At 58.2% G+C, this 24,739-nt stretch carries 22 protein-coding genes; 14 read left to right on the top strand and 8 right to left on the bottom strand.

The window, feature by feature from the left end:
• From ACK4TM_RS10670 to ACK4TM_RS10650, 5 genes are all read left to right on the top strand, one after another.
• A partial coding sequence (locus ACK4TM_RS10670; protein ID WP_409700948.1) for a hypothetical protein occupies nt 1-329 on the top strand: 329 nt, incomplete at its 5' end.
• Complete coding sequence (locus ACK4TM_RS10665) at nt 326-2,506, top strand: hypothetical protein (protein ID WP_409700945.1); 2,181 nt, start codon at nt 326-328, stop codon at nt 2,504-2,506. The genes ACK4TM_RS10670 and ACK4TM_RS10665, both read left to right, overlap by 4 nt.
• Nucleotides 2,507-2,651: 145 nt before the next feature.
• Entirely contained in the window at nt 2,652-4,391 is a 1,740-nt protein-coding gene (locus ACK4TM_RS10660) for a type I secretion system permease/ATPase (RefSeq protein ID WP_409700942.1), read from the top strand.
• Nucleotides 4,388-5,692, top strand: a complete 1,305-nt coding sequence (locus tag ACK4TM_RS10655) for an HlyD family type I secretion periplasmic adaptor subunit (protein ID WP_409700939.1) — start codon at nt 4,388-4,390, stop codon at nt 5,690-5,692. Before ACK4TM_RS10660 ends, ACK4TM_RS10655 begins: the two co-directional genes overlap by 4 nt.
• Nucleotides 5,693-5,807: 115 nt before the next feature.
• Nucleotides 5,808-7,472: a BCCT family transporter gene (locus ACK4TM_RS10650; protein WP_409700936.1), complete on the top strand. Its 1,665-nt coding sequence runs from the start codon at nt 5,808-5,810 to the stop codon at nt 7,470-7,472.
• A 32-nt stretch (nt 7,473-7,504) separates the two neighbouring features.
• On the opposite strand, the gene ACK4TM_RS10645 is transcribed toward ACK4TM_RS10650, so the two are convergent.
• From ACK4TM_RS10645 to ACK4TM_RS10620, 6 genes are all read right to left on the bottom strand, one after another.
• Nucleotides 7,505-8,362, bottom strand: coding sequence for a fumarylacetoacetate hydrolase family protein (locus ACK4TM_RS10645; protein ID WP_409700933.1), 858 nt, complete (start codon nt 8,360-8,362; stop codon nt 7,505-7,507).
• 72 nt (nt 8,363-8,434) lie between these two features.
• A complete protein-coding gene (locus ACK4TM_RS10640; RefSeq protein ID WP_409700930.1) occupies nt 8,435-9,382 on the bottom strand; it encodes an ABC transporter substrate-binding protein in 948 nt (315 codons plus the stop codon).
• 67 nt (nt 9,383-9,449) lie between these two features.
• A complete protein-coding gene (locus ACK4TM_RS10635) occupies nt 9,450-10,457 on the bottom strand; it encodes an ABC transporter permease (RefSeq protein WP_409700927.1) in 1,008 nt (335 codons plus the stop codon).
• Nucleotides 10,454-11,980: a sugar ABC transporter ATP-binding protein gene (locus ACK4TM_RS10630; RefSeq protein WP_409700924.1), complete on the bottom strand. Its 1,527-nt coding sequence runs from the start codon at nt 11,978-11,980 to the stop codon at nt 10,454-10,456. Before ACK4TM_RS10630 ends, ACK4TM_RS10635 begins: the two co-directional genes overlap by 4 nt.
• A 42-nt stretch (nt 11,981-12,022) precedes the next feature.
• Nucleotides 12,023-12,769: an SDR family oxidoreductase gene (locus ACK4TM_RS10625; protein ID WP_409700921.1), complete on the bottom strand. Its 747-nt coding sequence runs from the start codon at nt 12,767-12,769 to the stop codon at nt 12,023-12,025.
• Nucleotides 12,770-12,781: 12 nt separating this feature from the next.
• Nucleotides 12,782-14,305, bottom strand: coding sequence for a UxaA family hydrolase (locus ACK4TM_RS10620; protein WP_409700918.1), 1,524 nt, complete (start codon nt 14,303-14,305; stop codon nt 12,782-12,784).
• Between the two features lie 101 nt (nt 14,306-14,406).
• On the opposite strand from ACK4TM_RS10620, the gene ACK4TM_RS10615 reads away from it, so the two are divergent.
• The 3 genes from ACK4TM_RS10615 to ACK4TM_RS10605 are packed head-to-tail and all read left to right on the top strand — an operon-like array spanning nt 14,407 to nt 16,590.
• Complete coding sequence (locus ACK4TM_RS10615; protein WP_409700916.1) at nt 14,407-15,105, top strand: GntR family transcriptional regulator; 699 nt, start codon at nt 14,407-14,409, stop codon at nt 15,103-15,105.
• A gap of 13 nt (nt 15,106-15,118) precedes the next feature.
• Nucleotides 15,119-16,102 carry an aldo/keto reductase gene (locus tag ACK4TM_RS10610; RefSeq protein WP_409700913.1) on the top strand — a complete coding sequence of 328 codons (984 nt, stop codon included), beginning with the start codon at nt 15,119-15,121 and terminating at the stop codon, nt 16,100-16,102.
• Nucleotides 16,103-16,158: 56 nt separating this feature from the next.
• Nucleotides 16,159-16,590 carry an RbsD/FucU family protein gene (locus ACK4TM_RS10605; protein WP_409700910.1) on the top strand — a complete coding sequence of 144 codons (432 nt, stop codon included), beginning with the start codon at nt 16,159-16,161 and terminating at the stop codon, nt 16,588-16,590.
• 48 nt (nt 16,591-16,638) lie between these two features.
• Here ACK4TM_RS10605 and ACK4TM_RS10600 read toward each other — a convergent pair whose 3' ends face one another.
• The gene (locus ACK4TM_RS10600; protein WP_409700951.1) at nt 16,639-18,024 is read right to left on the bottom strand and encodes an inorganic phosphate transporter; all 1,386 of its coding nucleotides are present in this window, start codon (nt 18,022-18,024) and stop codon (nt 16,639-16,641) included.
• Nucleotides 18,025-18,230: 206 nt separating this feature from the next.
• Nucleotides 18,231-18,686, bottom strand: a complete 456-nt coding sequence (locus ACK4TM_RS10595; protein WP_409700907.1) for an NUDIX hydrolase — start codon at nt 18,684-18,686, stop codon at nt 18,231-18,233.
• A 308-nt stretch (nt 18,687-18,994) separates the two neighbouring features.
• Between ACK4TM_RS10595 and ACK4TM_RS10590 the strand changes: the two genes are divergently transcribed.
• From ACK4TM_RS10590 to ACK4TM_RS10565, 6 genes are all read left to right on the top strand, one after another.
• Complete coding sequence (locus ACK4TM_RS10590) at nt 18,995-19,576, top strand: ANTAR domain-containing response regulator (RefSeq protein WP_409700904.1); 582 nt, start codon at nt 18,995-18,997, stop codon at nt 19,574-19,576.
• Entirely contained in the window at nt 19,573-20,748 is a 1,176-nt protein-coding gene (locus ACK4TM_RS10585; RefSeq protein ID WP_409700901.1) for an ABC transporter substrate-binding protein, read from the top strand. The genes ACK4TM_RS10590 and ACK4TM_RS10585 overlap by 4 nt, the downstream gene beginning before the upstream one ends.
• A 282-nt stretch (nt 20,749-21,030) precedes the next feature.
• Nucleotides 21,031-22,323 carry a CmpA/NrtA family ABC transporter substrate-binding protein gene (locus tag ACK4TM_RS10580; protein WP_409700898.1) on the top strand — a complete coding sequence of 431 codons (1,293 nt, stop codon included), beginning with the start codon at nt 21,031-21,033 and terminating at the stop codon, nt 22,321-22,323.
• A 12-nt stretch (nt 22,324-22,335) separates the two neighbouring features.
• Nucleotides 22,336-23,226, top strand: a complete 891-nt coding sequence (gene ntrB, locus ACK4TM_RS10575) for a nitrate ABC transporter permease (protein WP_409700896.1) — start codon at nt 22,336-22,338, stop codon at nt 23,224-23,226.
• Nucleotides 23,227-23,238: 12 nt separating this feature from the next.
• Nucleotides 23,239-24,036, top strand: coding sequence for an ABC transporter ATP-binding protein (locus ACK4TM_RS10570; RefSeq protein ID WP_409700893.1), 798 nt, complete (start codon nt 23,239-23,241; stop codon nt 24,034-24,036).
• A gap of 5 nt (nt 24,037-24,041) precedes the next feature.
• The coding region (locus ACK4TM_RS10565) for an NAD(P)/FAD-dependent oxidoreductase (protein ID WP_409700890.1) at nt 24,042-24,739 on the top strand (698 nt) is incomplete at its 3' end.

Below are 24,739 nucleotides of genomic sequence, written 5' to 3'. Positions count from 1 at the left end.
ATGCCCATCCTTCAATTACCGGAACGGCGCATAGCTTTGTTGATCAGCGCGGCGCGCCGATAACAGGTCAAATTGCGTTGGCCGGTGGCAAATTAAACAGGGACAAGGATTACTCGCCAAGCCCTCGCTTTGAATTCAGCGGCGAGGGAAGTTTGGAGAATATTCAAGAACAAACCATCCATATTAGAGCTACCTTTGACGGTGATTTTTTCGGCAGCAACGCGGAAGCTTTGGCCGGTAAAGCCTATGGCAACGCAACAGTCGACCAACGGCCGGTATTGTTTGACGGGTCTTTCATTATGGAGGCCGGCAAAGGGGGAACGCCATGACCAGAGCCTTGCTTAACCCTGTCGTGACCACAAGCAACAGCGACCCTGTTGGCAATGTTTCGTCACGTATGTTCGGTTCAATCAATACAAATTTCTTTGGCTTCGAAAACTATGTCGAACAAACAGCGACCTTTGGCCTTACTGATCTTCGGTTCCCGGGTGGCTCTCTGGCTGAATACGGGCTTGTGGTGGACGGGCGCCTTCGCCTTGCAGAAGGTCAGGTCAATCTCCATGCCTTGGCAGGTGACAGATCACATATCGCGTTTGATCTGACACATCCGGAACTCATCAGCCCTGTGGCGCTGGAGTTTGATGATCTTCACCGTGCAGGAGACAACGTCGCCACGTTCAGCCAGATGCTGTCGCTTGCGCACGAACGCGGCGTGTCGCTTGGCCTTGTGATCCCGATCGCGCGTTATTTCAACGGCGTTGACTTCACCAATCAGGCAGTTCGGGAGCTTGCGATAAACACTGCCATTTCTGATATATCATTCTTTCTTGATAATTTGAAATCCGGTGCATATAATAATGGGGTTTATCCTGAAATTTTGACGTTCGAGATAGGCAATGAAACCTATCTCAATCCTATTGAATATGCTATTATCACAAAAACCATAATTGACGAAATTGCGTCAAGGATGGCTGATAGCGAAATAGACTACGAGATAGCAATTCAAGTTGGCCGCGGCAGCGCTGATTTCAACGCGCTGACAAGCAGTGGGTATTTTGAAAAGTTCCACAGCATTCCAGAAGGAATGGTTGATGGTCTTTATGATGCACTTAAAATCATCGAAGGGATTGCGACACATAGTGGACGCATGACAGCCATTGATAATCTGAAAGCATTTATTATCGGTGACAGCCTGAAGCATGTTGATGCTATTCGGCACCATATCCTCGCATTTGATGAATCAAGGGTAATCAATGAAACTTCACTGCTGAACGAGAGACAAAAGATAATTGACTTCTGGGTTACCAAGTTTGCAGAGATGGATATTGAGGATTTCGATTATTACATATCCGCTTGGTCAGTTTCGAGTGCAACCAATGACCACCTACCCTATCAATTGCAAGGCGCTGGCAATGTGCTCGCGATGTTTTCGCAGTTCATGAAATCTGGTGTCGATCGGGCGGCGATCTGGGGCGTGGTCGGTGCCTATAGGTTCGAAGACACCATGTCACCTACAATCATATCTGATGTGGTTTCTGACATTCGCTCTCCGCAGGCATCTGTCCTCCGCCTAATGTCGGACCATATCATTGAATCTGACTTTCTCGGTATGTCGGCGGATGAACAAGGTCGCTGGGTGAAATATACCTATGAAAGCAACGATTCATATACAATCTTCATTTCTGCCAACGCTCTTCCGAGCTCCGAAATGGTGGTAAGCATTAACCTTGGTCTATTCTCTGACCTTGGCAACGTTTCGATGGTGAATCTCGACATCCTTGATCACGCACTTAACGGCGCGGCGCGGTTAAGTTACACTGATGTTAAGGTCGTGAATGGGCATATTGATGCCGTCTTCGACCAGAACCATGAGATTGTGATGATAAACCTCAGCAAGGCTGATAGCGCCATGTTCAAACTGGCAATCTCTATCGAAGGGTTTATCGGGCGCTCCCTGCCATTCACCGACAGTTCGCAGTTTCTTTCGGTGAAGGATGCTTCGAAAGCCGTGCCGGGTTCCACAGCCACCGATATCATCGTGATCGGCGATCAGGGTGGCACTGCTGGTGGTGGCGGGGGCCGGGTCCCGATTATTTTTGGTCAAGGTGATGACAAGCGAATCGGCGAACTGGGCGGCAACGGCGGTGATTTCATATTTGGGGGGGCCGGGAATGACACCATCTACGGGTCTTCCGGGAATGATCTGCTTGCCGGAGGTGACGGCGATGACAACCTGTGGGGCGGGTCGGGTTTCGACGTTTTCCTTTTCAACGCCGGGCATGACGCTATCCACGATTTCAATCCCATCAGCGACCGTATCCTTATCGACGGCAGGCTTGTTGATGGCACCGACCTGCGTGACTGGAGCCAGGCAAGAACGGCCGTGACTGACAAAGGCGTGGTGCTCAACATAGACGCTGATACCAGCCTTGCACTTTACGGTATCTTCGACGAATTCGCATTTCGCGAAACGCTGGAGGCGGTCGACCTCTCGACATTCTGGTAATCAACTTCACGCTTTGCCCATCGGCGGGCGCGTCAACACGAGTTAAAGAGATGCTGAACCCCTGCCATCCAAAGTCCTACCAGCAGTGTCGTGCCGATATAAGCGCCGATAATCATCTTGCTGCGCATCAAAAGGCATTGATCTGATGCCCAATGGTCCAGAAAAGACAGGCACGACTGAATTGCGCGCGGCGCACCGGGAAAGCAGATACCTTTACTGGATCGTCGGCCTGTTCAGCTTTTTTGTGAACCTGCTGATGCTGACTGGCCCGCTCTACATGCTCAACGTTTATGACCGGGTGCTGAATTCGCGCTCGGTAGAGACGTTGATCGCGCTGACAGTTCTGGTCGCATTTCTATATACGATGATGGGTGTGCTGGATTTCATCCGAGGCCGCGTGATGGCACGCGTCGGCGCGCGTTTTCAGGCGCGGCTGGACCGGCGCGTATTTGCGGCCACCTTACAGGCAATGACGGGACAACGCGTGCCCGACGTCGCCGCGACCGGCCTGCGCGATCTGGAAAGCGTTCAACGACTGATTACCGCGCCTGCGCTGATGGCGGTCTTCGATCTTCCTTGGGCGCCCTTGTTCTTTCTAGGAATATATATTTTCCACCCGCTGATGGGGCTTCTTGCCCTGGGCGGCGCGTTGGTTCTGGTTATCGTGGCAATCGCGAACCAGATCACAACGCGTGCACCGCTAGAAACGGCGCATGCGGCCAGCTTTGTTTCAAATCAGATGGGCAGCCAGATCCGGCAGGAAAGCGAGATGGTCTATGCGCTGGGGATGCGGAATGCAGCATTCAATCGCTGGCAGACAGCCCGCGGGACATCACTTGATGCCAGCATCGGTGCCTCTGACGTCGCAGGCACCTATACCGCAGCGACCAAGGCATTCCGATTGTTCCTGCAATCGGCGATGCTGGGCCTCGGCGCTTATCTGGTGTTGCTGGGACAATTGTCGCCGGGCGCGATGATCGCAGGGTCGATCCTGCTTGGCCGCGCACTCGCCCCGATTGAATTGATCGTCGGGCAATGGTCCGTGTTTCAGCGTGGACGCGAGGGCTGGGATAACCTTGCAGTCCTGCTGGGCCATATCCCACCAGAGACGCCACACACCAAATTGCCCCGGCCAAAGGCGCGACTGACAGCCGATCAGGTGACCGTGATCCCGCCTGGTGAAAGCCTTGCCGCATTGCGCATGATCAGTTTCGACATCAAGCCCGGCCAGGCCGTCGGCGTCATCGGAACATCGGGGGCCGGCAAATCGACATTGGCACGTGCGCTGACCGGCGTCTGGCGGCCAGCAGGTGGGAGTATCCGTTTGGATGGTGCCGCTTTGGATCAGTATGATCCGGACGTTCTGGGTCAATACATTGGATATCTGCCGCAGCGGGTGCAGTTGTTTGATGGCACGATCAAGGAGAACATTGCCCGCATGGCTATGTTGCCTGATGATGCCATGGTGGTGCAGGCAGCGCAAAAGGCGGCGGCACACGACATGATACTCAAGCTGCCCGACGGCTATGACACCCGCGTTTCAGCGACCAGCGGTCGTCTGTCAGGCGGCCAGATCCAAAGGATCGGACTTGCCCGCGCGCTGTATGGGGACCCGGTTATATTGGTTCTGGACGAGCCGAACTCCAACCTCGACAATGACGGGTCAGTCGCGCTGAACACCGCAATCCGCGCATTCAAGGCGGCTGGCGGGATCGTTCTGATTATGGCGCACCGTCCGGCGGCCATTCAGGAATGTGACCTGATCATGGTTCTTGAAAACGGCATGCGCCGCGCCTTCGGCCCCAAGGACGAGATACTGGCCGAGATGGTCCAGAACCACAATCTGATCAGGCGCGGCACCGCGAAATCCGGGGGGATCGCATGACACAAATTCCCGCGAATGGCTGGCCTGTCCGGCGCTATATGATGACCGGAACGCTCGCCCTTGCCGTCTTGGTCGGTGGCTTTGGCACATGGTCGGTCATTGCACAGATTGACGGCGCACTTATCACCAGCGGGCAGATCGAAGTAGAGCGTAACCGACAGATCGTGCAGCACCCTGACGGCGGTGTGGTCGCTGAAATACACGTATCCGAGGGCGACACCGTGAACGAGGGCGACCTGCTGATCCGGCTGGATGCAACCGATTTGCGCTCGGACCTGGCAATAGCCGAAGGCCAACTGTTCGAGATCATGGCCCGCCGCGGCCGGTTGCAGGCAGAGCGCGACGATGCAGTGGATCTGCACTTTGACCCGCTCCTGATGGAAATGGCCCGATTGGATTCAGCGGAATTGCTGGAAGGTCAGGAAAGCCTGTTTGCTGCAAGGATGGAAACCAGTCGCCAGTCCACTGAACAATTGACCCAGCAGCGGGCGCAGATCGCAAGCCAACTGACCGGCATCACCGCGCAACAGACTGCGCTTTCCGTACAGCGAGGCCTGATCGCCCGCGAACTCGCAGACCAGCAGAGCCTGCTTGACCGTGGGCTGGCACAAACCAGCCGCGTCCTTGCGCTGCAGCGCGAAGATGCCAGCATGCTGGGCCGGCTTGGCGAACTGACGGCACTGGCCGCACAAGCCGCCGAGCGCATGACCGAGATTGACATCCAGATACTCGGCCTCGGGTCATCGCGGCGCGAAGATGCGATCGCCCAGCTTCGTGATCTTCAATTCGACCAGCTTGAACTGACAGAGCGGCGCCAGATGTTACTCCGCCAACTTGACCGGCTCGATATCCGCGCCCCGGTTTCCGGTACTGTCTATGGTATGCGGGTTTTTGCCCCCAGATCGGTTGTTCTGCCTGCTGACCCGCTGTTGTTTCTGATACCGCAGGACCGCCCGCTTGTGATCGCCACTCAGGTACGTGCCACCGACATCGGGCAGATATTCGTAGGCCAGGATGTGACGCTGCGCTTTTCTGCCTTTGATCAACGGCGCACGCCGGAGTTGACGGGCAAGGTCACCCTGCTCTCAGCCGACAGCTTTCAGAACGAATCCGCGGGCACGTCTTACTACCGCGCCGAGATTCAGTTGAACGAAGATCAGATTCAACGTTTACCGACAGACTTGACATTGATCCCCGGCATGCCGGTCGAAGCTTTTGTCCGTACCGGTGAGCGTACGCCGATTGAATATCTTGTGAAACCACTGAGCGATTATTTCATCAAGGCATTTCGTGAACGGTGATTGCAACCATCGGTAGCAGTGATCTTCGCGCGCTACAATTTTCTGAAGAAACTGGGAACCATATTTCTTCCTCCGCGTTGTCGGCCCAAGCCGCTGGAAGGAAAGACGTAGTGTAATGAATGATTTGGCGAAGCGACTGGGCCTGCGGGTGGATCCGACGATTTTCTTTGTCTCTGCGGGATTAAGTCTGGTCTTTGTCCTCCTGCTCGTCATTGCACCGGTGCCAATCGGGGCTGCCTTTGCCGACGGGCGCGCGTGGATCGTCACCAATCTTGGCTGGTTCTTCATACTGGGGGTCAACGTGTGGCTGGGTTTCCTGATCTACGCGGCGATGTCGCGACACGGGCATATCCGGCTGGGGCCAAAGAATTCGCGACCCGAATATACCAATCTGTCATGGTTTGCGATGCTGTTCGCCGGTGGTATCGGGACGGTTCTGATGTTCTGGGGCGTCGCCGAACCCATCAGCCATTATCAAAACCCGCCCCTACCCGGTGTTGAACCTTTCACCTTCGAAGCCGCGCAGGATGCGATATCAATCTCGCTTTACCATCTGGCGCTGCACACTTGGACGATCTTTGCGCTGCCTGGGCTTGCCTTTGCCTATTTCATCAATCGTTACGATCTGCCGGTGCGGGTCAGCTCGGTGTTCTATCCTTTGCTGCGCGACAGAATCTACGGCCCGATCGGCAAGGCGATCGACATCGCCGCGATTCTTGGGACATTGTTCGGGGTGGCGGTTTCACTCGGGCTGGGATCGTCACAAGTCGCGGCCGGCCTATCCGCGCTTTTTGGCTGGAATGATGACACGATGCTGCGCCTGGCCATTCTTGGCGCGCTGACTTTGGTCGCAGTGCTGTCCATCGTCGCTGGCCTTGATAAAGGCGTGAAACTACTTTCGAACATCAATATCGGGATGGCCGTTGGTCTGCTGATCTTTGTGCTGATCACAGGATCCACCCTGTTCTTGCTGCGCGGCATTGTCGAAACCTTTGGCCTTTATCTCTCAAACCTGCCCCGCTTGGCGTTCTGGAACGATATGCTGCACGGCGACGACATGGGCACAGGAAGCTGGGGCTGGCAAGGTGACTGGACCGTTTTCTACTGGGCTTGGACGGTGACATGGTCCCCGTTCATCGGCCTGTTCGTTGCGCGGATTTCGCGAGGCCGGACAGTACGTGAATTCGTCTTCGGCGTGCTTTTGGCACCCTCGCTGTTCACCTTGATCTGGTTTGCCATCTTCGGCTGGCAGGCCATGGCGCTGGACGGTCTGGGGGACAATGCGCGCACAGCCATGGGGCCTGGCGCCGGAGCGATCAGCGCGGCAGTGGCAGAATCCGTCCCACTCGCCATGTTCGCGTTTTTCGCCGAATTGCCTTGGGCACCCTTGATGCAAGGGATCGCCGTTTTGATCGTGGCGATTTTCTTCGCCACCTCGTCTGACTCGGCATCATTGGTAGTGGATATGCTGTGTTCGGGCACAGAAAAGCCGGGCCCGGTTCGACAGCGTGTGTTCTGGGGTGTGTCCGAGGGGCTGATTGCCGCCACCCTGATCCTTCTCGCCGGAGAGGCGGGTCTGGTCGCCCTGCAACAGGTGATCACGGTGGTGGGCCTGCCGATATTCGTGCTGGTCTTCATGATGATCCCCGCCTTGATCAGGGGGTTTGCCGCCGAGGATATCGACCACATCACCATTGGCAAGCGCCCCGCCCTGAGCGAATTTGACGACCAGAGCGAGGATAAGGTGCCCGACGCGCCGCCCCTGATGCGTGACGCTTAACCAGCCCGCGTGGTTTTCAGAAGCGACAGACGTCAGGCTGAGGTTTTGACCGTCTGCGTCTGCACGCCCAATCCGTCAATTCCAAGCCGCAGAACCTCGCCGCCTTTCAGGTAATGCGGCGGCCTTTGCCCCATGCCGACACCGGGCGGCGTCCCAGTCGAAATGATGTCACCCGGCTGCAAGCTCATGAACTGCGAACAATAGGCGATCAGATGCGGGACCTTATACACCATCGTGGCGGTGCTGCCGTCCTGATATCGCTTTCCGTCGACCTCGAGCCAGAGACCCAGTGCGTTGTGATTGGCGATTTCATCCGGCGTCACCAGCCAAGGGCCAGTCGGCCCGAATGTATCGCAGCCTTTGCCCTTGTCCCATGTGCCAGCACGTTCGATCTGATATTCACGCTCTGACACGTCATTGATGACACAGAAACCGGCGACGTGGTTCATCGCATCAGCCTCGTCGATATAGGCGCCGCCCTGCCCGATCACGACGCCCAGCTCGACCTCCCAATCGGTTTTGGTGGACCCGCGCGGGATCAGGATATCATCGTCAGGGCCGGAAATGGCTGAGGTCCATTTGTTGAAGATCACCGGCTCCGGCGGGACTTCAAGTCCGCTTTCCGCCGCATGATCGGCATAATTCAGCCCGATACAGATAAATTTGCCGACCTGTCCGACGCAGGGTCCAAGGCGCAGGTCATCCTGTGGCGTGCCGGTAACAACCGGTAAACTATTGACATCAAGCGCCTTGAGCCCCGCAATCGCATCCGGCAACAATGCCGCACCGGCAATATCGGCTACATGCGCTGACAGATCGCGCACGCGACCTTCGCCGTCCAGACATCCGGGTTTTTCCTGACCGCGCGGGCCGTGTCGCAGTAATTTCATCTCGTTCTTTTCTTTTCAAGTTGGTGAGGTCGCAGCCCCGGACCTGGTCCGGGGCCTCGATGACGCATCTGATCAATCGTAAAGAACCGCCTGAATCTCGGGGTCATCGATATTTGACTGATCATAATAGTAAAAGCCCGTGTCGATAACATCCGGCAATTCTTCACCGTTCATCGCCGCAATCGCAGCCTTGACGGTTTCATAGCCGATCCCGACCGGGTTTTGCGTGATCGCCCCGGCCATCAGCCCTTCGCGAATGGCGTCCGTTTGCGCCTTGCCGGAATCGTAGCCGATGATCGTCACCCCTTCAGCCCCCATTTCACGAACCGCATTCACGATCCCGATGGCTGAGCCTTCGTTGGTGCCAAACATCCCGTCCAGATCAGGGTTCGCAGTCATGATCGCCTTGGCCACTTCCGTTGATTGCAGCTGATCACCTGCGCCATATTGCACGCTGACGATGTTGATATCAGGGTAGGCTTCGGCCATCTGGTTCAGGAAGCCATCCCGCCGGTCAATCCCGGTGCGGCTTGTCTGGTCATGCGCGACCACCGCGACATTGCCCGCCCCGCCGATCAGTTCGGCCATCTTGTCCGCGGCCAAGGCAGCGGCAGCTACGTTATCGGTCGTGGCTGTGGTCACCGGAATATCACTGTCCACGCCGCTGTCAAAAGCGACAACAGCAATCCCCGCATCTGACGCCTGTTGCAGCAGCGGGATGGCAGCCTGACTGTCGAGCGCGGCAAATCCAATGGCCGACGGGTTATTCGCCAGGGCGGCAGATAGCATGTCAATCTGACGGTCCACCATGGTTTCGTTATCGGGCCCCTCAAAGGTGATCCGCACCCCTTCTTCGGCTGCAGCCTGATCTGCCCCTGACTTCACCGCCTGCCAAAACTGATGCTGAAACCCTTTCGAGATCAGCGGGATATAGATTTCATCTTGGGCAAAGGCAGCGGGTGCCGTGCTCATGGTCAGACCGGCGGCAAATGCGCCGAATAATACGCGACGTGACAACATGTGGTTTCCTCCCTTGGTTGTCGGTTGTCCCGGCCTCCTCGTAGCCGGGGTTCGTGGTAAACTGGTGTCAGGCCGAACGTCTGCGCCGCAGCATATCGGCATAGACCGCCAGAATGATGATCGCGCCGGTAACAACTGTCTGCCATTCCTGCGCGACGGACAGGACCCGCAGCCCATTGGTCAGCACGGCCATGATAAGCGCACCAATCAGCGACCCAAGGATCGACCCACGCCCGCCAGACAGCGACGTGCCGCCGATGACGACAGCGGCGATAGCCTCTAACTCGTAACCCAGGCCCAGCGCCGGTTGTGCCGAGTTCAGCCGCGATGCGATCAACAGGCCGGCAATACCGACAATCGCGCCGGACAAGGCATAGATCGCGATTTTCCAACGGTCGGTGTTCACCCCGGACAGCCGCACCGATTCCTCGTTCGAGCCGAGCGCAAAACAATACCGCCCCAGCACGGTGCGGTTCAAGATATAGGCGGTGACGCCTGCGACCACGAACAGGATCAGCACGCCATTGGGGATCGGCACGGCGGGGAATATCTGCCCGATTAGCGACCCGCGCGAGATTTCACTGAACCCCGGTGTATCGTTGAAATAGATCGGACGGGTGCCAGATATCACGAGGCTCAACCCTTTGAGGATCAGCATCATGCCCAGTGTCGCAATGAACGGCGGGATTTTCATCTTCGCGACAAAGGTGCCGGAGCAGAACCCGCACCCCGCACCCGTGGCAATTGCGGCAATAACACCCAACCATAACGGCAAGCCCGCATAGGTCAGCACCACCCCGGTGATCACCGCGCAAAAGGTCATCATCGTCCCGACCGAAAGATCTATCCCGCCGGTGATGATCACCAATGTCACCGCAATCGCCAGCACGCCGTTGACCGAGGTCGCCTGGAGAATGGCGATCATGTTCGAGGTCTGCATGAAATTGGGCGAAGCGACGGAAAACCCGATCAGCAGGATAATCAGACTGGCAAACGCCAGCAGACGCTGATGCGTGCCCGTGGCGATCATCCGCGAAGCGATTGATTTCGGCGCGTCCTGAGTGGATATGATCATAATGTTTCCTCCGCGCTGACCAGCGCGCTGTCGCGCATCGTGGCCAATGTCATGATATGCTGTTGCGATGTTCCCGCGCCCCCGGGCAAGATGCCGGTCAGGCGACCTTCGCACATCACCGCGATCCGGTGCGACAAGCGCATGACTTCGGGCAATTCCGACGAAATCACAATGATCGCGCGGCCCTGCGCGGCGAGCTCTTCGAGCAAGGCGTAGATTTCCGATTTGGCGCCGATATCAATTCCGCGTGTCGGTTCGTCAAAAATCAGCACATCGCAATCGCGTAACAGCCATTTCGCGATGACTACCTTTTGCTGGTTGCCACCCGACAACAACCTCACGTCCTGCAAATCGGATGGCGTGCGGATCCGCAGCTTTTCGATGTAGGACAACGCGGTCTTCTGCATCGCCGCCTCGTTCAGGATACCCGCCGCGCCAGTGAATTTCGCCAAACTGGACATCGCGATATTGGCGCGAACGGACATGTCAACGGCAAGGCCCAGATGTTTGCGATCTTCCGACAGATAGCCGATCCCGGCAGCGACAGCGTCGCAGGGGCTGCGGATATCCACCAGCTGACCGGCGACCCTGATCTCACCCGCATCGCGTTTGTCGGCGCCAAAGATGATACGCGCCACCTCGGTCCTTCCCGCGCCCATCAGCCCCGCAAAGCCGAGGATTTCGCCTTTGCGGACATCAAAGCTCACGTCGCGCACATCCCTTCCGCGGGACAGATTGCGGACCTCCAGCGCGACAGGGTTCTGGCTCGTATCAGGAAAGTCAGGGATAACATGCGCCAGATCGCGCCCCACCATCAGTTGGATGATCTTGTCCAGCGGCGTCATTGCCGCATCGACTGTGTCAATATAGGCTCCGTCACGCAGCACGGTAACACGGTCGGCGATGCGTTTGATCTCATCCATCCGGTGGCTGATATAAACGATGCCAACGCCGTCGGCTTTCAGCTTTCTGATGACGGCGAACAATTCCGAGATTTCGGCATCATTCAGCGCTGCTGTCGGTTCATCCATTACCAGGACGCGGGGGTTATAGGACAGGGCCTTGGCAATCTCGATCAATTGCTGGCGCGCGATGGTCTGGGTGCCGACCTGCGTACGCGGGTCTAGCGCAAGGTTGAGCGAGGCAAAAATATCCGCAGTCTGCTTGTTCAGCGCCGCTTCATCTAACCGACCGAAACTGCGGCGCGGTTCGCGTCCGATCAGCACATTCTGCGCGGCGGTCAGATCATTCATCAGACTCAGTTCCTGATGAATGATCCCGATCCCCAGATCCTGCGCCGCACGGGGGCTGTCGGGGGTGACGGGCACGCCATTCACAAACATCTCGCCGCCATCGCTGGCATAGATGCCCGCCATGATCTTCATCAGGGTCGATTTGCCAGCACCGTTTTCGCCCATCAGGGCATGGACTTCGCCCGCGCGCAGGTCGAACTGCACGCCTTTGAGCGCGTGAACACCCGGAAAGCGTTTTTCGATTCCCCGCATCTCGACCAGATCTGCCATGTACTGCGGCCCTCCCAAGCCTTGCCTCCTCGCGCTTTGCCGTCAGATCGTCACGCCTCCATCCACCAAAATAGCTTGGCCGGTCACAAACCGGCTGCCATCCGATAACAGATGCACAATCGTCGGCGTCAGATCATCAACCGTGGCCAGGCGACCCATTGGCTGACGCGCGATAAAATCCTTTTCCGCCTGCACCGGGTCCGGGGCCGATGCGATCCGTCCACGCAGGGACGGCGTGTCCACAGTACCGGGGCAGAGCGCGTTGCAGCGCAGGTTCCGCGTTACGAAATCGGCAGCGATTGCCTTGGTCAGCCCAATCACCGCCGCCTTGGTCGCGCCATAGGCGGTGCGGTTAGGGAAGCCCTTCACGGATGACGCCATCGAGGACATATTCAGGATGGCGGCAGAGCCGGTATGATCCGCCTGCCGCAACAACCCCGGCACGAAGGCCCGGCACATCCGCACCATGGAGGTAACGTTCAGATCGAGCGCGAAGGCCCAGTCAAGATCTGTCAGATCGAGAACACTGCCATTATGGACGATGCCCGCACAGTTGAACAATCCATCGAGATCCGGCAAGTCGGTCGCGAGCGCAATGATCGCGTCCGCATCGGTCACATCCAGCGGTCGGGTTTCGATACCTTGCACGCCGTGCAACGCCACCAGCAGATCGGCATTCACATCCGTCGCGATCACCCGCGCGCCTTCCAACGCACAGGCGCGCGCGCTGGCTTCGCCGATGCCCTGCCCGGCCGCTGTGATCAGGATTGTCTTGTCCTGCAATCGCATGTTCGCCCCCATCTACATCACCGCGCCAATCTGCCAGGGCACGAATTCGACCCCGCCGAAACCCAGATCTTCGCTTTTGGTCTGCTCGCCGGACGCGATGCGAATAAACATCTCGAAAATATCGCGGCCTTTTTCGTCAAGGCTGATACCATCGGTGATGATATCACCACAGTTGATGTCCATGTCTTCCGACATGCGGGCATACATGTCACTGTTGGTCGCCAGTTTGATGCAAGGCGTCGGCATATAGCCCGAAACTGATCCGCGTCCGGTGGTAAAGGCGATCAGATTTGCCCCGGATGCGATCTGGCCTGTAACAGAACAGGGATCAAAGCCAGGACTGTCCATGAAAACGAAGCCCTTGGTGGCGATCTGTTCACCGAAAAGATAAACCTCCGCCAACGGCGCTGCACCGCTTTTTGCAACCGCGCCCAGTGATTTCTCAAGGATCGTCGTGAGGCCACCGCGCTTGTTGCCGGGGCTTGGGTTATTGTCCATCTCGCCTTCGTTGCGGGCGGTGTAATCTTCCCACCAGTGGATGCGATCGATCAGCTTGCGACCCACCTCCTCTGACACTGCACGGCGGGTCAGCAGATGCTCTGCACCGTAGATTTCGGACGTTTCCGACAGGATCGTCGTGCCGCCCTGCTGCACCAACAGATCCGATGCCTTGCCCAGGGCCGGGTTCGCCGTGATCCCGGAATAGCCATCCGATCCGCCACATTGCATCCCTAGCATCAGCTGCGACACCGGCGCAGGCTGACGGGTGGCAGCATTGGCAAGCTCCGCAATCCCGCGCAACTCCGCCAGACCCTTTTCTATCGTTTTGCGGGTCCCACCCTCCTGCTGGATCGTCATATAGCGTAGCGCACCATCGGCACGGATCGGGCGACCGCCGACAAGGGCGGAAACCTGCATCACCTCGCATCCCAGCCCGATCAGCAGGATGCCACCAAAATTCGGATGCTGCGCGTAGCCCGACAGCGTCCGCATCAGCGTAGCATAACCTTCGTTATCGCTGGCCATCCCACAGCCGGTGCCATGGGTGATCGGCACAATGCCGTCGATATTGGGGAAATCATCCAGCAAGCCGGATTTCTCTGCCGCTTCAGCAATGAACTTAGCGACCGAGCCGGAACAGTTCACCGAGGTCAGGATACCCAGATAATTCCGCGTCCCGACCCGGCCATCCGCACGATGATAGCCGTTGAATGTGCGCAGCTCAGCGGCGGGAGCAAGCGGAATTGCCTGGCTGGCATAGCCATAATCCTGGGTGTGATCGCCCATGCCGAGGTTCTGGACATGCACATGATCACCCGCCGCGATATCCGCCTTCGCTTGCCCGATGATCTGCCCATAGCGCAACACATTGCTGCCCGCAGCGATCCGCTGGACCGCGATCTTGTGCCCTTGCTTGACTGATTGCAGCGCCCTGAGCCCAGAAGGCTGATCAATCTCGCCCACCGCGATATCAGCCAGGGCGATGGCCACATTATCTTGCGGATGCAACTGAATCACTCGGGAAGCCTTGGTCATGGATCGCCCTCCTCTGGTCAACCGATGACCCTGCGCTTGATGTGAACGCTAGCTTGACTAAAGTTAACTGTCAACTAACATGCCAGTTAGAGGAGCCGCCGATGCGTGTTGAAAACCTGAGCGTCGATATCGATGGGCTTGATGGGCCATTGGGCACCCGCGTCTATACTGTGTTGCGCAACGGCATCCTTGATCTGACGTTCCCGCCGGGGATGGTCTTGCGCAAAGCGGCGTTGTGCGAACAATTGGGTGTTTCTCGATCGCCGGTGGCCGAGGCTTTGGGCAAATTATCGTCCGAAGGGCTGGTCGATATCATTCCGCAATCCGCCACGCGTGTGGCGCAATTGTCGCTGAACGAGCTACGTGAAGAAAGCTTTCTGCGCGAAGCGGTCGAGGTCGCGGCAGTCGCCAAAGTTGCCGAAGATCCGACTGAGGATCAATTGACCCGGTTGTCCCGCAATTTGCGCCTGCAGACCCTGCTGACAGAGGACCGCGATTACGAAGGTTTTTTCGAAGCAGATGTCGATTTCCACGGCTTGATCATGGAATTCACCGGCTATCCCAAAGTCGTCGCCGCTGCCGGCCAGATGTCGCTACAATTGCGTCGTGCGCGCATGCTGCTTTTGCCCAAGGAAGGCCGTCCAGAAGAAACCGTGCAGGAGCATCAGGCAATTCTGGATGCGATCCGCGCACGAGACCCGCAGGCGGCCCGGCAAGCCATGTCGGCCCATCTGGGCCAGTTGATCACCCGGCTCGCGCCGCTGGAACGCCAGCATCCGACCTATTTCCGCCCGACGTGACAAGGGACCGACAATGCAACTGACCCAGTTCCGCGATCTGAACAGCAGAACTGCCCGCCCCATCGCCTTGACCCAGCTGGACTATGGCGCGGCATCGCAGGGCAACCTCTACCGCGAGATGTCGGATACCGATGCTCAGGCGACATTGCAGGCGGCATGGGACGCAGGCATCCGTTATTTCGATACGGCTCCGCAATATGGGCTTGGTCGGTCAGAGGCACGGCTAGGTAACGCATTGCAGGGCTTTAATCGTAATGCGCTGGTACTTTCCAGCAAAGCTAGCCATTTGCTGCTGGACTGTGCACCTGACGAGGTGACACCGGAAGCCTTCGTCGCCGTGCCGCAAAAGCGGATTGTTTTTAACTATACCTATGATGGGATCATGCGCAGCTTTGACGATAGCGTTGGGCGGCTGGGTACTGACCGGATCGATATCCTTTTGCTGCATGATATTGATGCAGACATGCATGGGATACTCGGCGTTGAACAAAAGCTGCGCGAATTGTTCGATCAAGGCGGTTATCGCGCCTTGACCGACCTGCGTGCAGAGGGCCGCATTACCGGCATCGGCGCAGGTGTGAATACTTGGCAAATTTGCGAACGCTTATTGCAAGAGGCCGACTTTGACGGCTTCCTCCTCGCAGGTCGCTATACGCTGCTGGAACAGGACCCGCTGGACAGCTTTCTGCCGCTTTGCATCGCCAAGGATGTCGGGATCATTCTGGGCGGACCATATAATTCGGGTATCCTTGCCACCGGTGCGATTCCGGGCACGCGCTATAACTATATCCCCGCTCCGCCTGACATATTGCCCAAAGTAAAACGTATTTCCGCCGTCTGCGCCGCGCATGAAACAGATCTCATCACCGCAGCGCTGCAATTTCCGTTGGTGCATCCTGCAGTGAAAACGGTGATTCCGGGCGCTGCCACCCCCCGAAGAGCTCCGCCACAACGTCCGCATTTTCGAAACTATAGTTCCACCCGCGCTCTGGTCTGATCTGAAATCCGAAGGGTTGATCAGGCAAGACGCCCCCGTCCCGATGGAGACCGACCATGCTGCATAACGTCCCGCCCATTCTATCGCCTGACCTTCTTTGCAGCCTGCGCGCAATGGGCCACGGCGATGATATCGTCATCGCTGACGCAAACTTTCCGGCGACCAGCCTTGCCCGGCGTTGTCACCGGCTCGACGGGGTCAGCGCCACCGAGGTACTTGAGGCAATCCTCACGTTATTGCCGCTGGATACATTCGTCCCTGATCCCGCTATCGTGATGCAGGTCGTAGACGAACCCGATACGATCCCGCCCGTCGTCGCCGCGTTCCAGACGATTATCAACCAACGCGCTGACCATCCTGTGACGATATCCAGGATCGACCGTTTTGCCTTTTACGCGCGCGCAAAAGAAGCTTTTGCCATCGTCCAGACCGGTGAGACCCGGCTCTATGGCAATATCATTCTCAAGAAAGGTGTCATCGGGGCGTGACCATCGTGTAGGGCATACAGCGCTGAAAGTGGAGATGCTGTAGGCGGCCTACGAAACAGGCAGGCTGTTCAGCATCAGAAACACCAACCCCGAGATCAACGCAGCGGCGGGCACAGTGATCACCCATGCGGCGATGATCGTCATGAAATGGGACCGGCGCACCAGCTTGCGGCGCCTGCGTTCCTCGGGCGCGACCCGTAATTCGGGTTCACGCGTGATATTGCTGTTGCGCAAGCGGCGTTCGGCGTCCCATTCCCGGAAAAACCCGACACCGAACACGCCACCCACGGCGATATGGGTCGAGGAAACCGGCAGGCCAAGCCAGCTGGCTAGGATCACCGTGAATGCCGCCGACAAAGCCACGCAGTAGGCGCGCATCGGGTTCAGTTTGGTGATCTGCGATCCGACCATCCTGATCAGTTTCGGACCAAACAGGAAAAGGCCGAAGGAAATCCCGAAAGCGCCCACGATCATGACCCAGAGCGGAATTGCGACCTGCGCCGTCACAGTCCCGGATTCGGATGCATGCACGATCGCGGCAAGCGGCCCGACCGCATTGGCGACATCATTGGCCCCATGTGCAAAGCTCAGCAAGGCGGCGGAGATGACCAGCGGTATCCCGAACAACACCTTGAGGGATTTGTTGCGGTTTTCCAGCCCCCGCGATTGACGTTTGATCAGTGGGATCGTCACGATCCATGCGATGACACCCAGCACCAGACCGATTGTCACGGCAGTCTGCAGGCCGATGGTAAAGACCCTGCTCAGTCCCTTCAATGCAAGATATGTGGCGAAGGCCCCGACCATGATCCCGACAAGGATCGGCACCCACCGGCGGGCGGCGACGATCTTGTCATCCTGATAGATGATCCGCGATTTGATCAATGCCAGAAACAGCGCCGCGATCACGCCACCCATCAAAGGCGATATCACCCATGACGCGGCTATCGCGCTCATCGTGGTCCAGTTGACGGCGGCAAATCCGGCTGCGGCAATGCCGGCCCCCATGACCCCGCCGACAACGGAATGGGTGGTCGACACAGGCGCACCGATCCACGTTGCGAGGTTGATCCACAAAGCCGCAGAAATCAACGCAGCCATCATCGCCCAAATGAATACCCGCGTATCGGCCACCGTCACTGGGTCGATGATTCCACTTGAAATGGTCGAAACGACGTCGCCGCCTGCCAGCAGCGCGCCAAGCGTCTCAAACACGGCCGCGATCGCAATTGCACCGCCCAGCGTGAGCGCGTTGGCACCGACCGCTGGGCCCATGTTGTTTGCTACGTCGTTTGCACCGATATTCAGCGCCATGTACGCCCCGAACACCGCCGCCGCGATGACGACGAAATTGATGGGGAATTCCCCAAAGAAGACTGCCGCCGCCAGACCCGTGATGACGATAAAGGCCAGCGCGATCCCCGGCGCGACCATGGGCCTCGCGACATATTGGGTGGCGGTTTCCAGATGGGAAAACCGTTGCAAATCCCGGTCAAGGGTTTCCAGATGGTTCGCGTTGTTCTGCGGTTCGCTCACAGCTCGTGACCCCGTTGGTTAACTCGGTCGCGGCATAGGGAAGGTTGACCGCAGGGGCAACCGGATACGTTACAAAACTGACACAATTTTGTTACATATCTTTGTTACATATCGCGCAGGATCTGCTGCAACTGCGGCTCTTGCACCATATTGGCGGCGGCTGCAGGGCTTACCCATTTGCGGTCACGTTCGTCGACCTCAGGGTAATTCTTTTCCAGCTTGCTGACCTCTACTGCAAAGACCAAGGTTTCCACCTGCACCGGCAAACCGGTGGAAAGCTCTTTTTCGTAGCAGAAGATGCCGACGGGCTCACCCGTGATGCGGCCTGCCCGCACGCCAGCCTCTTCCCAAGCCTCTTGCAGCGCGGCGCCGGGCGCATCCTTGCCGTCGATGGGCCAACCTTTGGGGATGATCCAGCGCCCTGTGCCGCGCGAAGTGATCAACAACACCTCTTTGCCGCCATCGTTCATCCGATAGCAAAGTGCCGCAACCTGCAGCCGCCGGGGTCGCAAAAATATGGGGCGGACCAATTCGGTCCATGCCCTGAGCTTGCCTGTCATAATACGTCTCCGTCCCTTGGCGGGTATTCTTGTTTAGTTAACGGACACTACAGGGTTTTGCCGCCAAATGCAAAGATCGCGCTCAACATCTGCGTGACCCAGACTGCCTGAACGCTTGTATGTTGCTGAAAGTATCCCAGTCGGGGCCACAGGCGCATCCCTCATCCAAGAAGCGCCGCCTTTTTAAGCGTTGCAACGATTTTTGCTTTTCCCAAGGCATTTACTTGCTTTCTCGCAAAAGAAAGCGCGTCACCTGTTTTCAATCGGTGTGCTAGCTGGCGGCCTTTTCTCAGCAATCAGGATACCCCATGACCCGGCTTTCAATCATCGTTGTGGAACAGGACCGCGAACGCGCGCTGAAGATCGTTGATGGACTGGTGGCCTCGGGCGCGCATGATGTCGTCGTCATCGCCGAAGCCGCCGGGCTTGCCCGCCGCATTGCCGAGCATAAACCGGATATCGTTCTTATCGACGTCGCCAACCCTTCGCGTGATGTGTTGGAAGAACTGGCGCTGGCTTCCAGCCCGATGGAACGTCCGGTGGCGATGTTCGTCGACCGCTCGGATGTGCAGCTAACACGTGCCGCGATCGAGGCGGGCGTCTCGGCCTATGTCGTGGACGGACTGCAACCCGAACGGATCAAACCGATCCTTGATGCCGCGATTGCACGTTTTCACATGTTTCAAAAGGTACGCGCAGAACTGGCTACGACAAAAGCAGCGCTGGAGGATCGCAAGATCATCGATCGGGCCAAGGCCATTCTGATGAAGGCGCGCGGCATGGACGAAGAAGAAGCCTATGCGCTCCTGCGCAAGACAGCGATGGACCAGAACCGCCGTGTCGCGGATATCGCGCAGCAATTGGTGATGGCGGCGGGGCTGCTGACATGACCCTGTCCACCTTGCGCCTGGGTTATGTGCCCCTGATCGACGCCGCTCCGCTGATTGTCGCCAAAGAACTGGGGTTCGCCGCCGAAGAAGGGCTGACGTTTGATCTGATCCGCCTGCAAAGCTGGGCACAAAGTCGCGACATGCTGGGGATGGGGCATATCGATGCCGCCCATATGTTGGTGCCCATGCCCGTTGCACAGGCGCTGGGGCTGGGGCCCGCGACACCCCGGTTCGATCTGGCGATGGTGCTGGCCGTTGGTGGGCAGGCAATTGCGATCAGCGCCGATCTGGCAGCTGGGATGCGCGCGCAGGGGCACAGTTTTGGTTTTGACGATCCTGTCGCCGCGCGCGACGCGCTGGGGGCAGTCGTGGCAAATGGGCTGCGCGTCGGCGTGCCGTTTCCGTTTTCAACACAGGCAGAACTGGTTCGCCGCTGGCTGACCAATACGCCATTGGCCGACAAGGTCACGATCCATACCGTTCCGCCACCGCAGATGGCCGATGCCCTCGCCCTGGGCGAAGTAGATGCGTTCTGCGTGGGTGAGCCGTGGGCGTCCTATGCTGTCGAACGCGGGGTTGGCACACTTTTGCTGGCGGGCAGGTCAATCTGGGCGGCACCACCGGAAAAAGGGCTGGTCCTGACGCACGAGTTCACCGAGAGCCACCCAGAAGAGACAGGTCGCCTGATGCGCGCGATCTGGCGCGCTGGTCGCTGGCTTGATCAGCCTGATAACCGCAGCACGGCGGCGGAAATCATGTCGCGGCCTGAATATCTGAACCTGCCACCGGAACTGTCGGAACGCGGGCTTCTTGGTCGACTGCATATCTCTGCGGCTGGCGAGATACGGCATTACCCCGACTTCATCCGGTTTCACGAAGGCGCTGCTAATTTCCCTTGGCGCAGCCTGGCCGCCCTGTTTGCGCGCCGGATCGCGCTGTTGCATGGCCTTGATCCCGCTACAGCGATAACCGCCGCGACCGCCTGCTTCCGGACCGATCTATACCGCCAGCATCTGCGCAGTGCCGGTGCCGATCTGCCGGGTGCTTCCGCGCGGATCGAAGGGGCGATGGCCCATCCGACGGCCGTGGCTTCCGAAAAAGGCCAGATGATTTTGGGCCCGGATGCCTTTTTTGATGGTGATATCTTCGATCCATCGTTCGCGGGGCGCTGAAATGATAGGCAAACGCTGCGCAACATGCGCAAATGAAATGCTGCGCCTGCAAAAAGCCGCAGAAGCGATTGACCCATCGGAGGTTTCGGCCTTTTATTGACCTATAGCGCGCTGCAACGATGCAGAACGCGGTGAAATTTTCCGCAATGATGCGGCCCCCCACCGAATAGGCAATGTCGCCACCCAATATGTCGTCAGGACATGATTGCGGTGGCTTTTTGTCGTTTTTGTTCCCATCTGGCCTGCGTCTTTTGGCGTGGCCCATGTCAAAGGACGATCTTCATGACCCTGATCCACCCGACACGTCGCAAGGTGCTTCAATCCTTCACCGGCATGGCCGCGACAGCCGTGGCTGCGCGCACACTATTGCCCGGCGGTGCCTGGGCCGCCACCGGCACACCCGAAGTCACCGGTGCCACGCTTGGCTTTATCGCGTTGACCGACAGCGCACCCCTGATCATCGCGCAGGAAAAAGGATTCTACGCGAAACACGGTATGCCCGACATGCTGATCGAAAAGCAGGCAAGCTGGGGCGCCACCCGCGATAACATGAACCTCGGGTCCCAAGGCGGCGGCATCGACGGTGGACATATTCTGCGGCCCAAGACGCATCTTTATACGACCGGCAGCGTGATGCAGAACAACAACCCGCTCCCGATATACACGCTGATGGGGTTGAATGAACAATGTCAGGGTATCTCGGTCACGCAGGCCTATGCCGATTCTGGCGTCGGGTTGGATTCCTCCCCGCTGAAAGACATCTTTGCCGCCAAACGCGCGGCGGGCGAGGAGATTCCCGTCGCGATGACCTTCCCCGGCGGCACGCATGATCTGTGGATCCGCTATTGGCTGGCCGCTGGCGGTATTGATCCAACGACCGAGGTGGACCTGATCGTGGTCCCGCCGGCACAGATGGTGGCCAACATGAAGGTCGGCAATATGGAAGCCTTTTGCGTGGGCGAGCCGTGGAATGAACAACTGGTCAACCAACGCATCGGCTTCACCGCCTGCACCACCGGCGAACTATGGATGAACCACCCCGAAAAGGTGCTGGGCATGCGTGCCGATTGGGTGGACAGCAATCCCCACGCGACAAAGGCGATCCTGATGGCCATCATGGAAGCGCAGATGTGGTGCGAAGAGGCCGCCAATAAGGACGAGATGTCCGAGATTCTGTCAAAGCGGCAATGGTATAACGTGCCCGTGGCCGATATCGCCGCCCGCATCAAGGGCGAGATCAATTACGGGAATGGCCGCGAAGAAAACCGGCCTGATCTAGCGATGCGGTTCTGGGGCGAAAACGGGTCCACGTCATTCCCGTGGAAATCGCTCGATACCTGGTTCGTGACCGAGAACAAGCGCTGGGGCTATCTGCCGGGCGATCTGGACACGGCCGCGCTGGTGAATGAAACCAACCGGTCCGACCTGTGGATCGAAGCCGCCAATGAACTTGGCATCGATACCTCGGCCATGGGCGACAGCCGCGGGGTTGAGACGTTCTTTGACGGTGTGAGCTTCGATCCGGCGGACCCGGACGGATATCTCGACGGCCTATCCATCAAGACAATGGTTTAAGGGGGCGGCGCAATGAATGTGACAGCATTGAAATCGAAGACCGAGCCACAGGCCGCATCGAAACCGGTCATTGCGGAAATCACCCCGATCAAGACTAAAAAACCGGATAACCAGTTTTTTAGTCGTGTCAAAAGTATCGTCCTTGCCAATATCGTGCCGCCTGTCATCGTCGTGGCCAGCCTGCTCGCATTATGGCAGTTGTTGTCGGGCGGCGGCGCGTCGCTGCCTTCGCCACTGGAAATCTGGCAGCAAAGCGGCGATTTGATCCTTGAGCCTTTCTACGTCGCAGGCACGCAGGATATCGGCCTTGGCTGGCGTGTTCTGACATCGCTGGAACGCGTTGCTGTCGGCTTTGGTCTGGCGGCATTTGTCGGCGTCGCCATCGGGGCCGTGATCGGACAATCGCAATGGCTGATGCGTGGGGTGGACCCGTTGTTCCAGATCCTGCGAACCGTGCCGCCGCTGGCATGGCTGCCGATCTCGCTGGCCGCTTTCATGGACAGCCGCCCCAGCGCGATTTTCGTGATCTTCATCACCGCGATCTGGCCGATCATCATCAACACCACCGCCGGGGTGCGCGCGATCCCGCAGGATTACCGCAATATCGCCGCCGTGCTGCGCCTGAACCAGCTCGAATTCTTCACCAAGATCATGGTCCCGTCTGCCGCGCCCTATATCTTTTCCGGGCTGCGGATCGGCGTCGGTCTGGCTTGGCTGGCCATTGTCGCAGCTGAAATGCTGACAGGCGGCGTTGGCATTGGGTTTTTCATCTGGGACGCGTGGAATTCCTCCAAGCTGACCGATATTTTCGTCGCCCTGCTTTACATCGGCGTGACGGGTTTCGTGCTGGACCGTCTGGTGGCCTTCATCGGTCGCGTGGTCAGCCGCGGCACAATTTCCTGAAAGGTTGCAATCATGAGCTATCTCAAAATCGACCGCGTGGTGAAATCCTTTCCGCTTGCCGGAGGTCGTGAAGCACTGGTGCTTGATGATATCCGGCTGAACATCGAAAAGGGCGAATTCATCTCGGTCATCGGCCATTCGGGTTGCGGCAAGTCCACCCTGCTGAACCTGATCGGCGGCCTGACCGAGGTCACCAAAGGCGCCATTATCCTGGAAGGGCGCGAGGTCAACGCCCCCGGCCCCGACCGCGCCATCGTGTTCCAGAACCACAGCCTGCTGCCTTGGCTGACGGTCTATGACAACGTCAAGATGGGCGTGCAAAAGGTATTCGGCGCGACCAAGACCCGCGCCGAACGCCACGACTGGATCATGGAAAACCTTGATCTGGTGCAAATGGCCCATGCCGCCGATAAACGGCCCGGTGAAATATCCGGCGGGATGAAGCAACGTGTGGGGATCGCGCGCGCACTGGCGATGGAGCCGAAGATCCTGCTGCTTGACGAGCCCTTTGGCGCGCTCGATGCGCTGACGCGGGCGCATCTGCAGGATGCAGTGATGGATATCCACGCGCGGCTGAAGAACACCATGATCATGATTACCCATGACGTGGACGAGGCTGTTCTGCTTGCCGACCGGATCGTCATGATGACCAACGGCCCTGCCGCCACGATCGGCGAGGTGTTGGAGATTAATCTGGACCGCCCGCGGGACCGCATCGCACTGGCCAGCCACCCTGAATACGTCCGTAACCGCGAAGCCTTGCTGCGGTTCCTGTACGAACGTCACCGCTTTGTCGAAGCGGCGGAGTGATTGATATGAAACAAAAATTAGTCATAATTGGGGCCGGCATGGCCTCTGGCCGGATGCTGGAACTGCTGTTTGAGGCGGGCGCAGATTTCGACGTCACCCTGTTTAATGCCGAACCGCGTGGCAATTATAACCGGCTGATGCTGTCCCCTGTTCTGTCGGGCGAAAAGACCTATGAACAGATCGTGACCCATGATGCGGATTGGTATGCCGCCCAGGGCGTCGATTGCCGCTTTGGGGAACCGGTGGTTCGGATCGACCGAGAAAAGCGCGTCGTCTATTCGGCCAGCGGCGGCGTGCCTTACGATGCGCTGGTGATCGCCACAGGGTCCGCCCCTTTCATCGTGCCGGTGCCGGGCAAGGATCTGTCCGGTGTCGTCGCCTACCGCGATCTGGAAGACACTAACGCCATGATCGCCGCCAGCGCGCCGGGAGCCAAGGCCGTGGTCATCGGCGGCGGGCTGCTGGGGTTGGAGGCCGCTGCAGGCATGGCCGCGCGCGGCGCCGAAGTAACCGTGATCCACCTGATGGGCCATCTGATGGAACGGCAACTGGACCCCGCCGCGGGATATCTGCTGCAAAAGGACTTGGAAAACCGTGGGCTGCGCATCCATTGCAAGGGGGCGACTAAGGCCATCCTCGGCACTGACCGCGTCGAAGCTGTCCTGCTCGAAGACGGGACTACCTACCCCGCCGATCTGGTCTG

The organism is Yoonia sp., assembly GCF_046292185.1.
Lineage (GTDB): Bacteria > Pseudomonadota > Alphaproteobacteria > Rhodobacterales > Rhodobacteraceae > Yoonia.
Note: the sequence above shows the minus strand (reverse complement) of the source record. Positions and strands in the feature narration are given on the sequence as shown.

Coding starts and splice junctions, on each gene's coding strand:
- ACK4TM_RS10630 (WP_409700924.1), bottom strand. CDS start 11,980: ATGGCAGATCTGGTCGAGATGCGGGGAATCGAAAAACGCTTTCCGGGT.
- ACK4TM_RS10600 (WP_409700951.1), bottom strand. CDS start 18,024: ATGGTCGCGCCGGGGATCGCGCTGGCCTTTATCGTCATCACGGGTCTG.
- ACK4TM_RS10590 (WP_409700904.1), top strand. CDS start 18,995: ATGACCCGGCTTTCAATCATCGTTGTGGAACAGGACCGCGAACGCGCG.
- ACK4TM_RS10580 (WP_409700898.1), top strand. CDS start 21,031: ATGACCCTGATCCACCCGACACGTCGCAAGGTGCTTCAATCCTTCACC.
- ACK4TM_RS10635 (WP_409700927.1), bottom strand. CDS start 10,457: ATGATCATATCCACTCAGGACGCGCCGAAATCAATCGCTTCGCGGATG.
- ACK4TM_RS10660 (WP_409700942.1), top strand. CDS start 2,652: ATGCCCAATGGTCCAGAAAAGACAGGCACGACTGAATTGCGCGCGGCG.
- ACK4TM_RS10665 (WP_409700945.1), top strand. CDS start 326: ATGACCAGAGCCTTGCTTAACCCTGTCGTGACCACAAGCAACAGCGAC.
- ACK4TM_RS10605 (WP_409700910.1), top strand. CDS start 16,159: ATGCTGCATAACGTCCCGCCCATTCTATCGCCTGACCTTCTTTGCAGC.
- ACK4TM_RS10620 (WP_409700918.1), bottom strand. CDS start 14,305: ATGACCAAGGCTTCCCGAGTGATTCAGTTGCATCCGCAAGATAATGTG.
- ACK4TM_RS10650 (WP_409700936.1), top strand. CDS start 5,808: ATGAATGATTTGGCGAAGCGACTGGGCCTGCGGGTGGATCCGACGATT.
- ACK4TM_RS10640 (WP_409700930.1), bottom strand. CDS start 9,382: ATGTTGTCACGTCGCGTATTATTCGGCGCATTTGCCGCCGGTCTGACC.
- ACK4TM_RS10625 (WP_409700921.1), bottom strand. CDS start 12,769: ATGCGATTGCAGGACAAGACAATCCTGATCACAGCGGCCGGGCAGGGC.
- ACK4TM_RS10595 (WP_409700907.1), bottom strand. CDS start 18,686: ATGACAGGCAAGCTCAGGGCATGGACCGAATTGGTCCGCCCCATATTT.
- ACK4TM_RS10570 (WP_409700893.1), top strand. CDS start 23,239: ATGAGCTATCTCAAAATCGACCGCGTGGTGAAATCCTTTCCGCTTGCC.
- ACK4TM_RS10655 (WP_409700939.1), top strand. CDS start 4,388: ATGACACAAATTCCCGCGAATGGCTGGCCTGTCCGGCGCTATATGATG.
- ACK4TM_RS10585 (WP_409700901.1), top strand. CDS start 19,573: ATGACCCTGTCCACCTTGCGCCTGGGTTATGTGCCCCTGATCGACGCC.
- ntrB (WP_409700896.1), top strand. CDS start 22,336: ATGAATGTGACAGCATTGAAATCGAAGACCGAGCCACAGGCCGCATCG.
- ACK4TM_RS10610 (WP_409700913.1), top strand. CDS start 15,119: ATGCAACTGACCCAGTTCCGCGATCTGAACAGCAGAACTGCCCGCCCC.
- ACK4TM_RS10615 (WP_409700916.1), top strand. CDS start 14,407: ATGCGTGTTGAAAACCTGAGCGTCGATATCGATGGGCTTGATGGGCCA.
- ACK4TM_RS10645 (WP_409700933.1), bottom strand. CDS start 8,362: ATGAAATTACTGCGACACGGCCCGCGCGGTCAGGAAAAACCCGGATGT.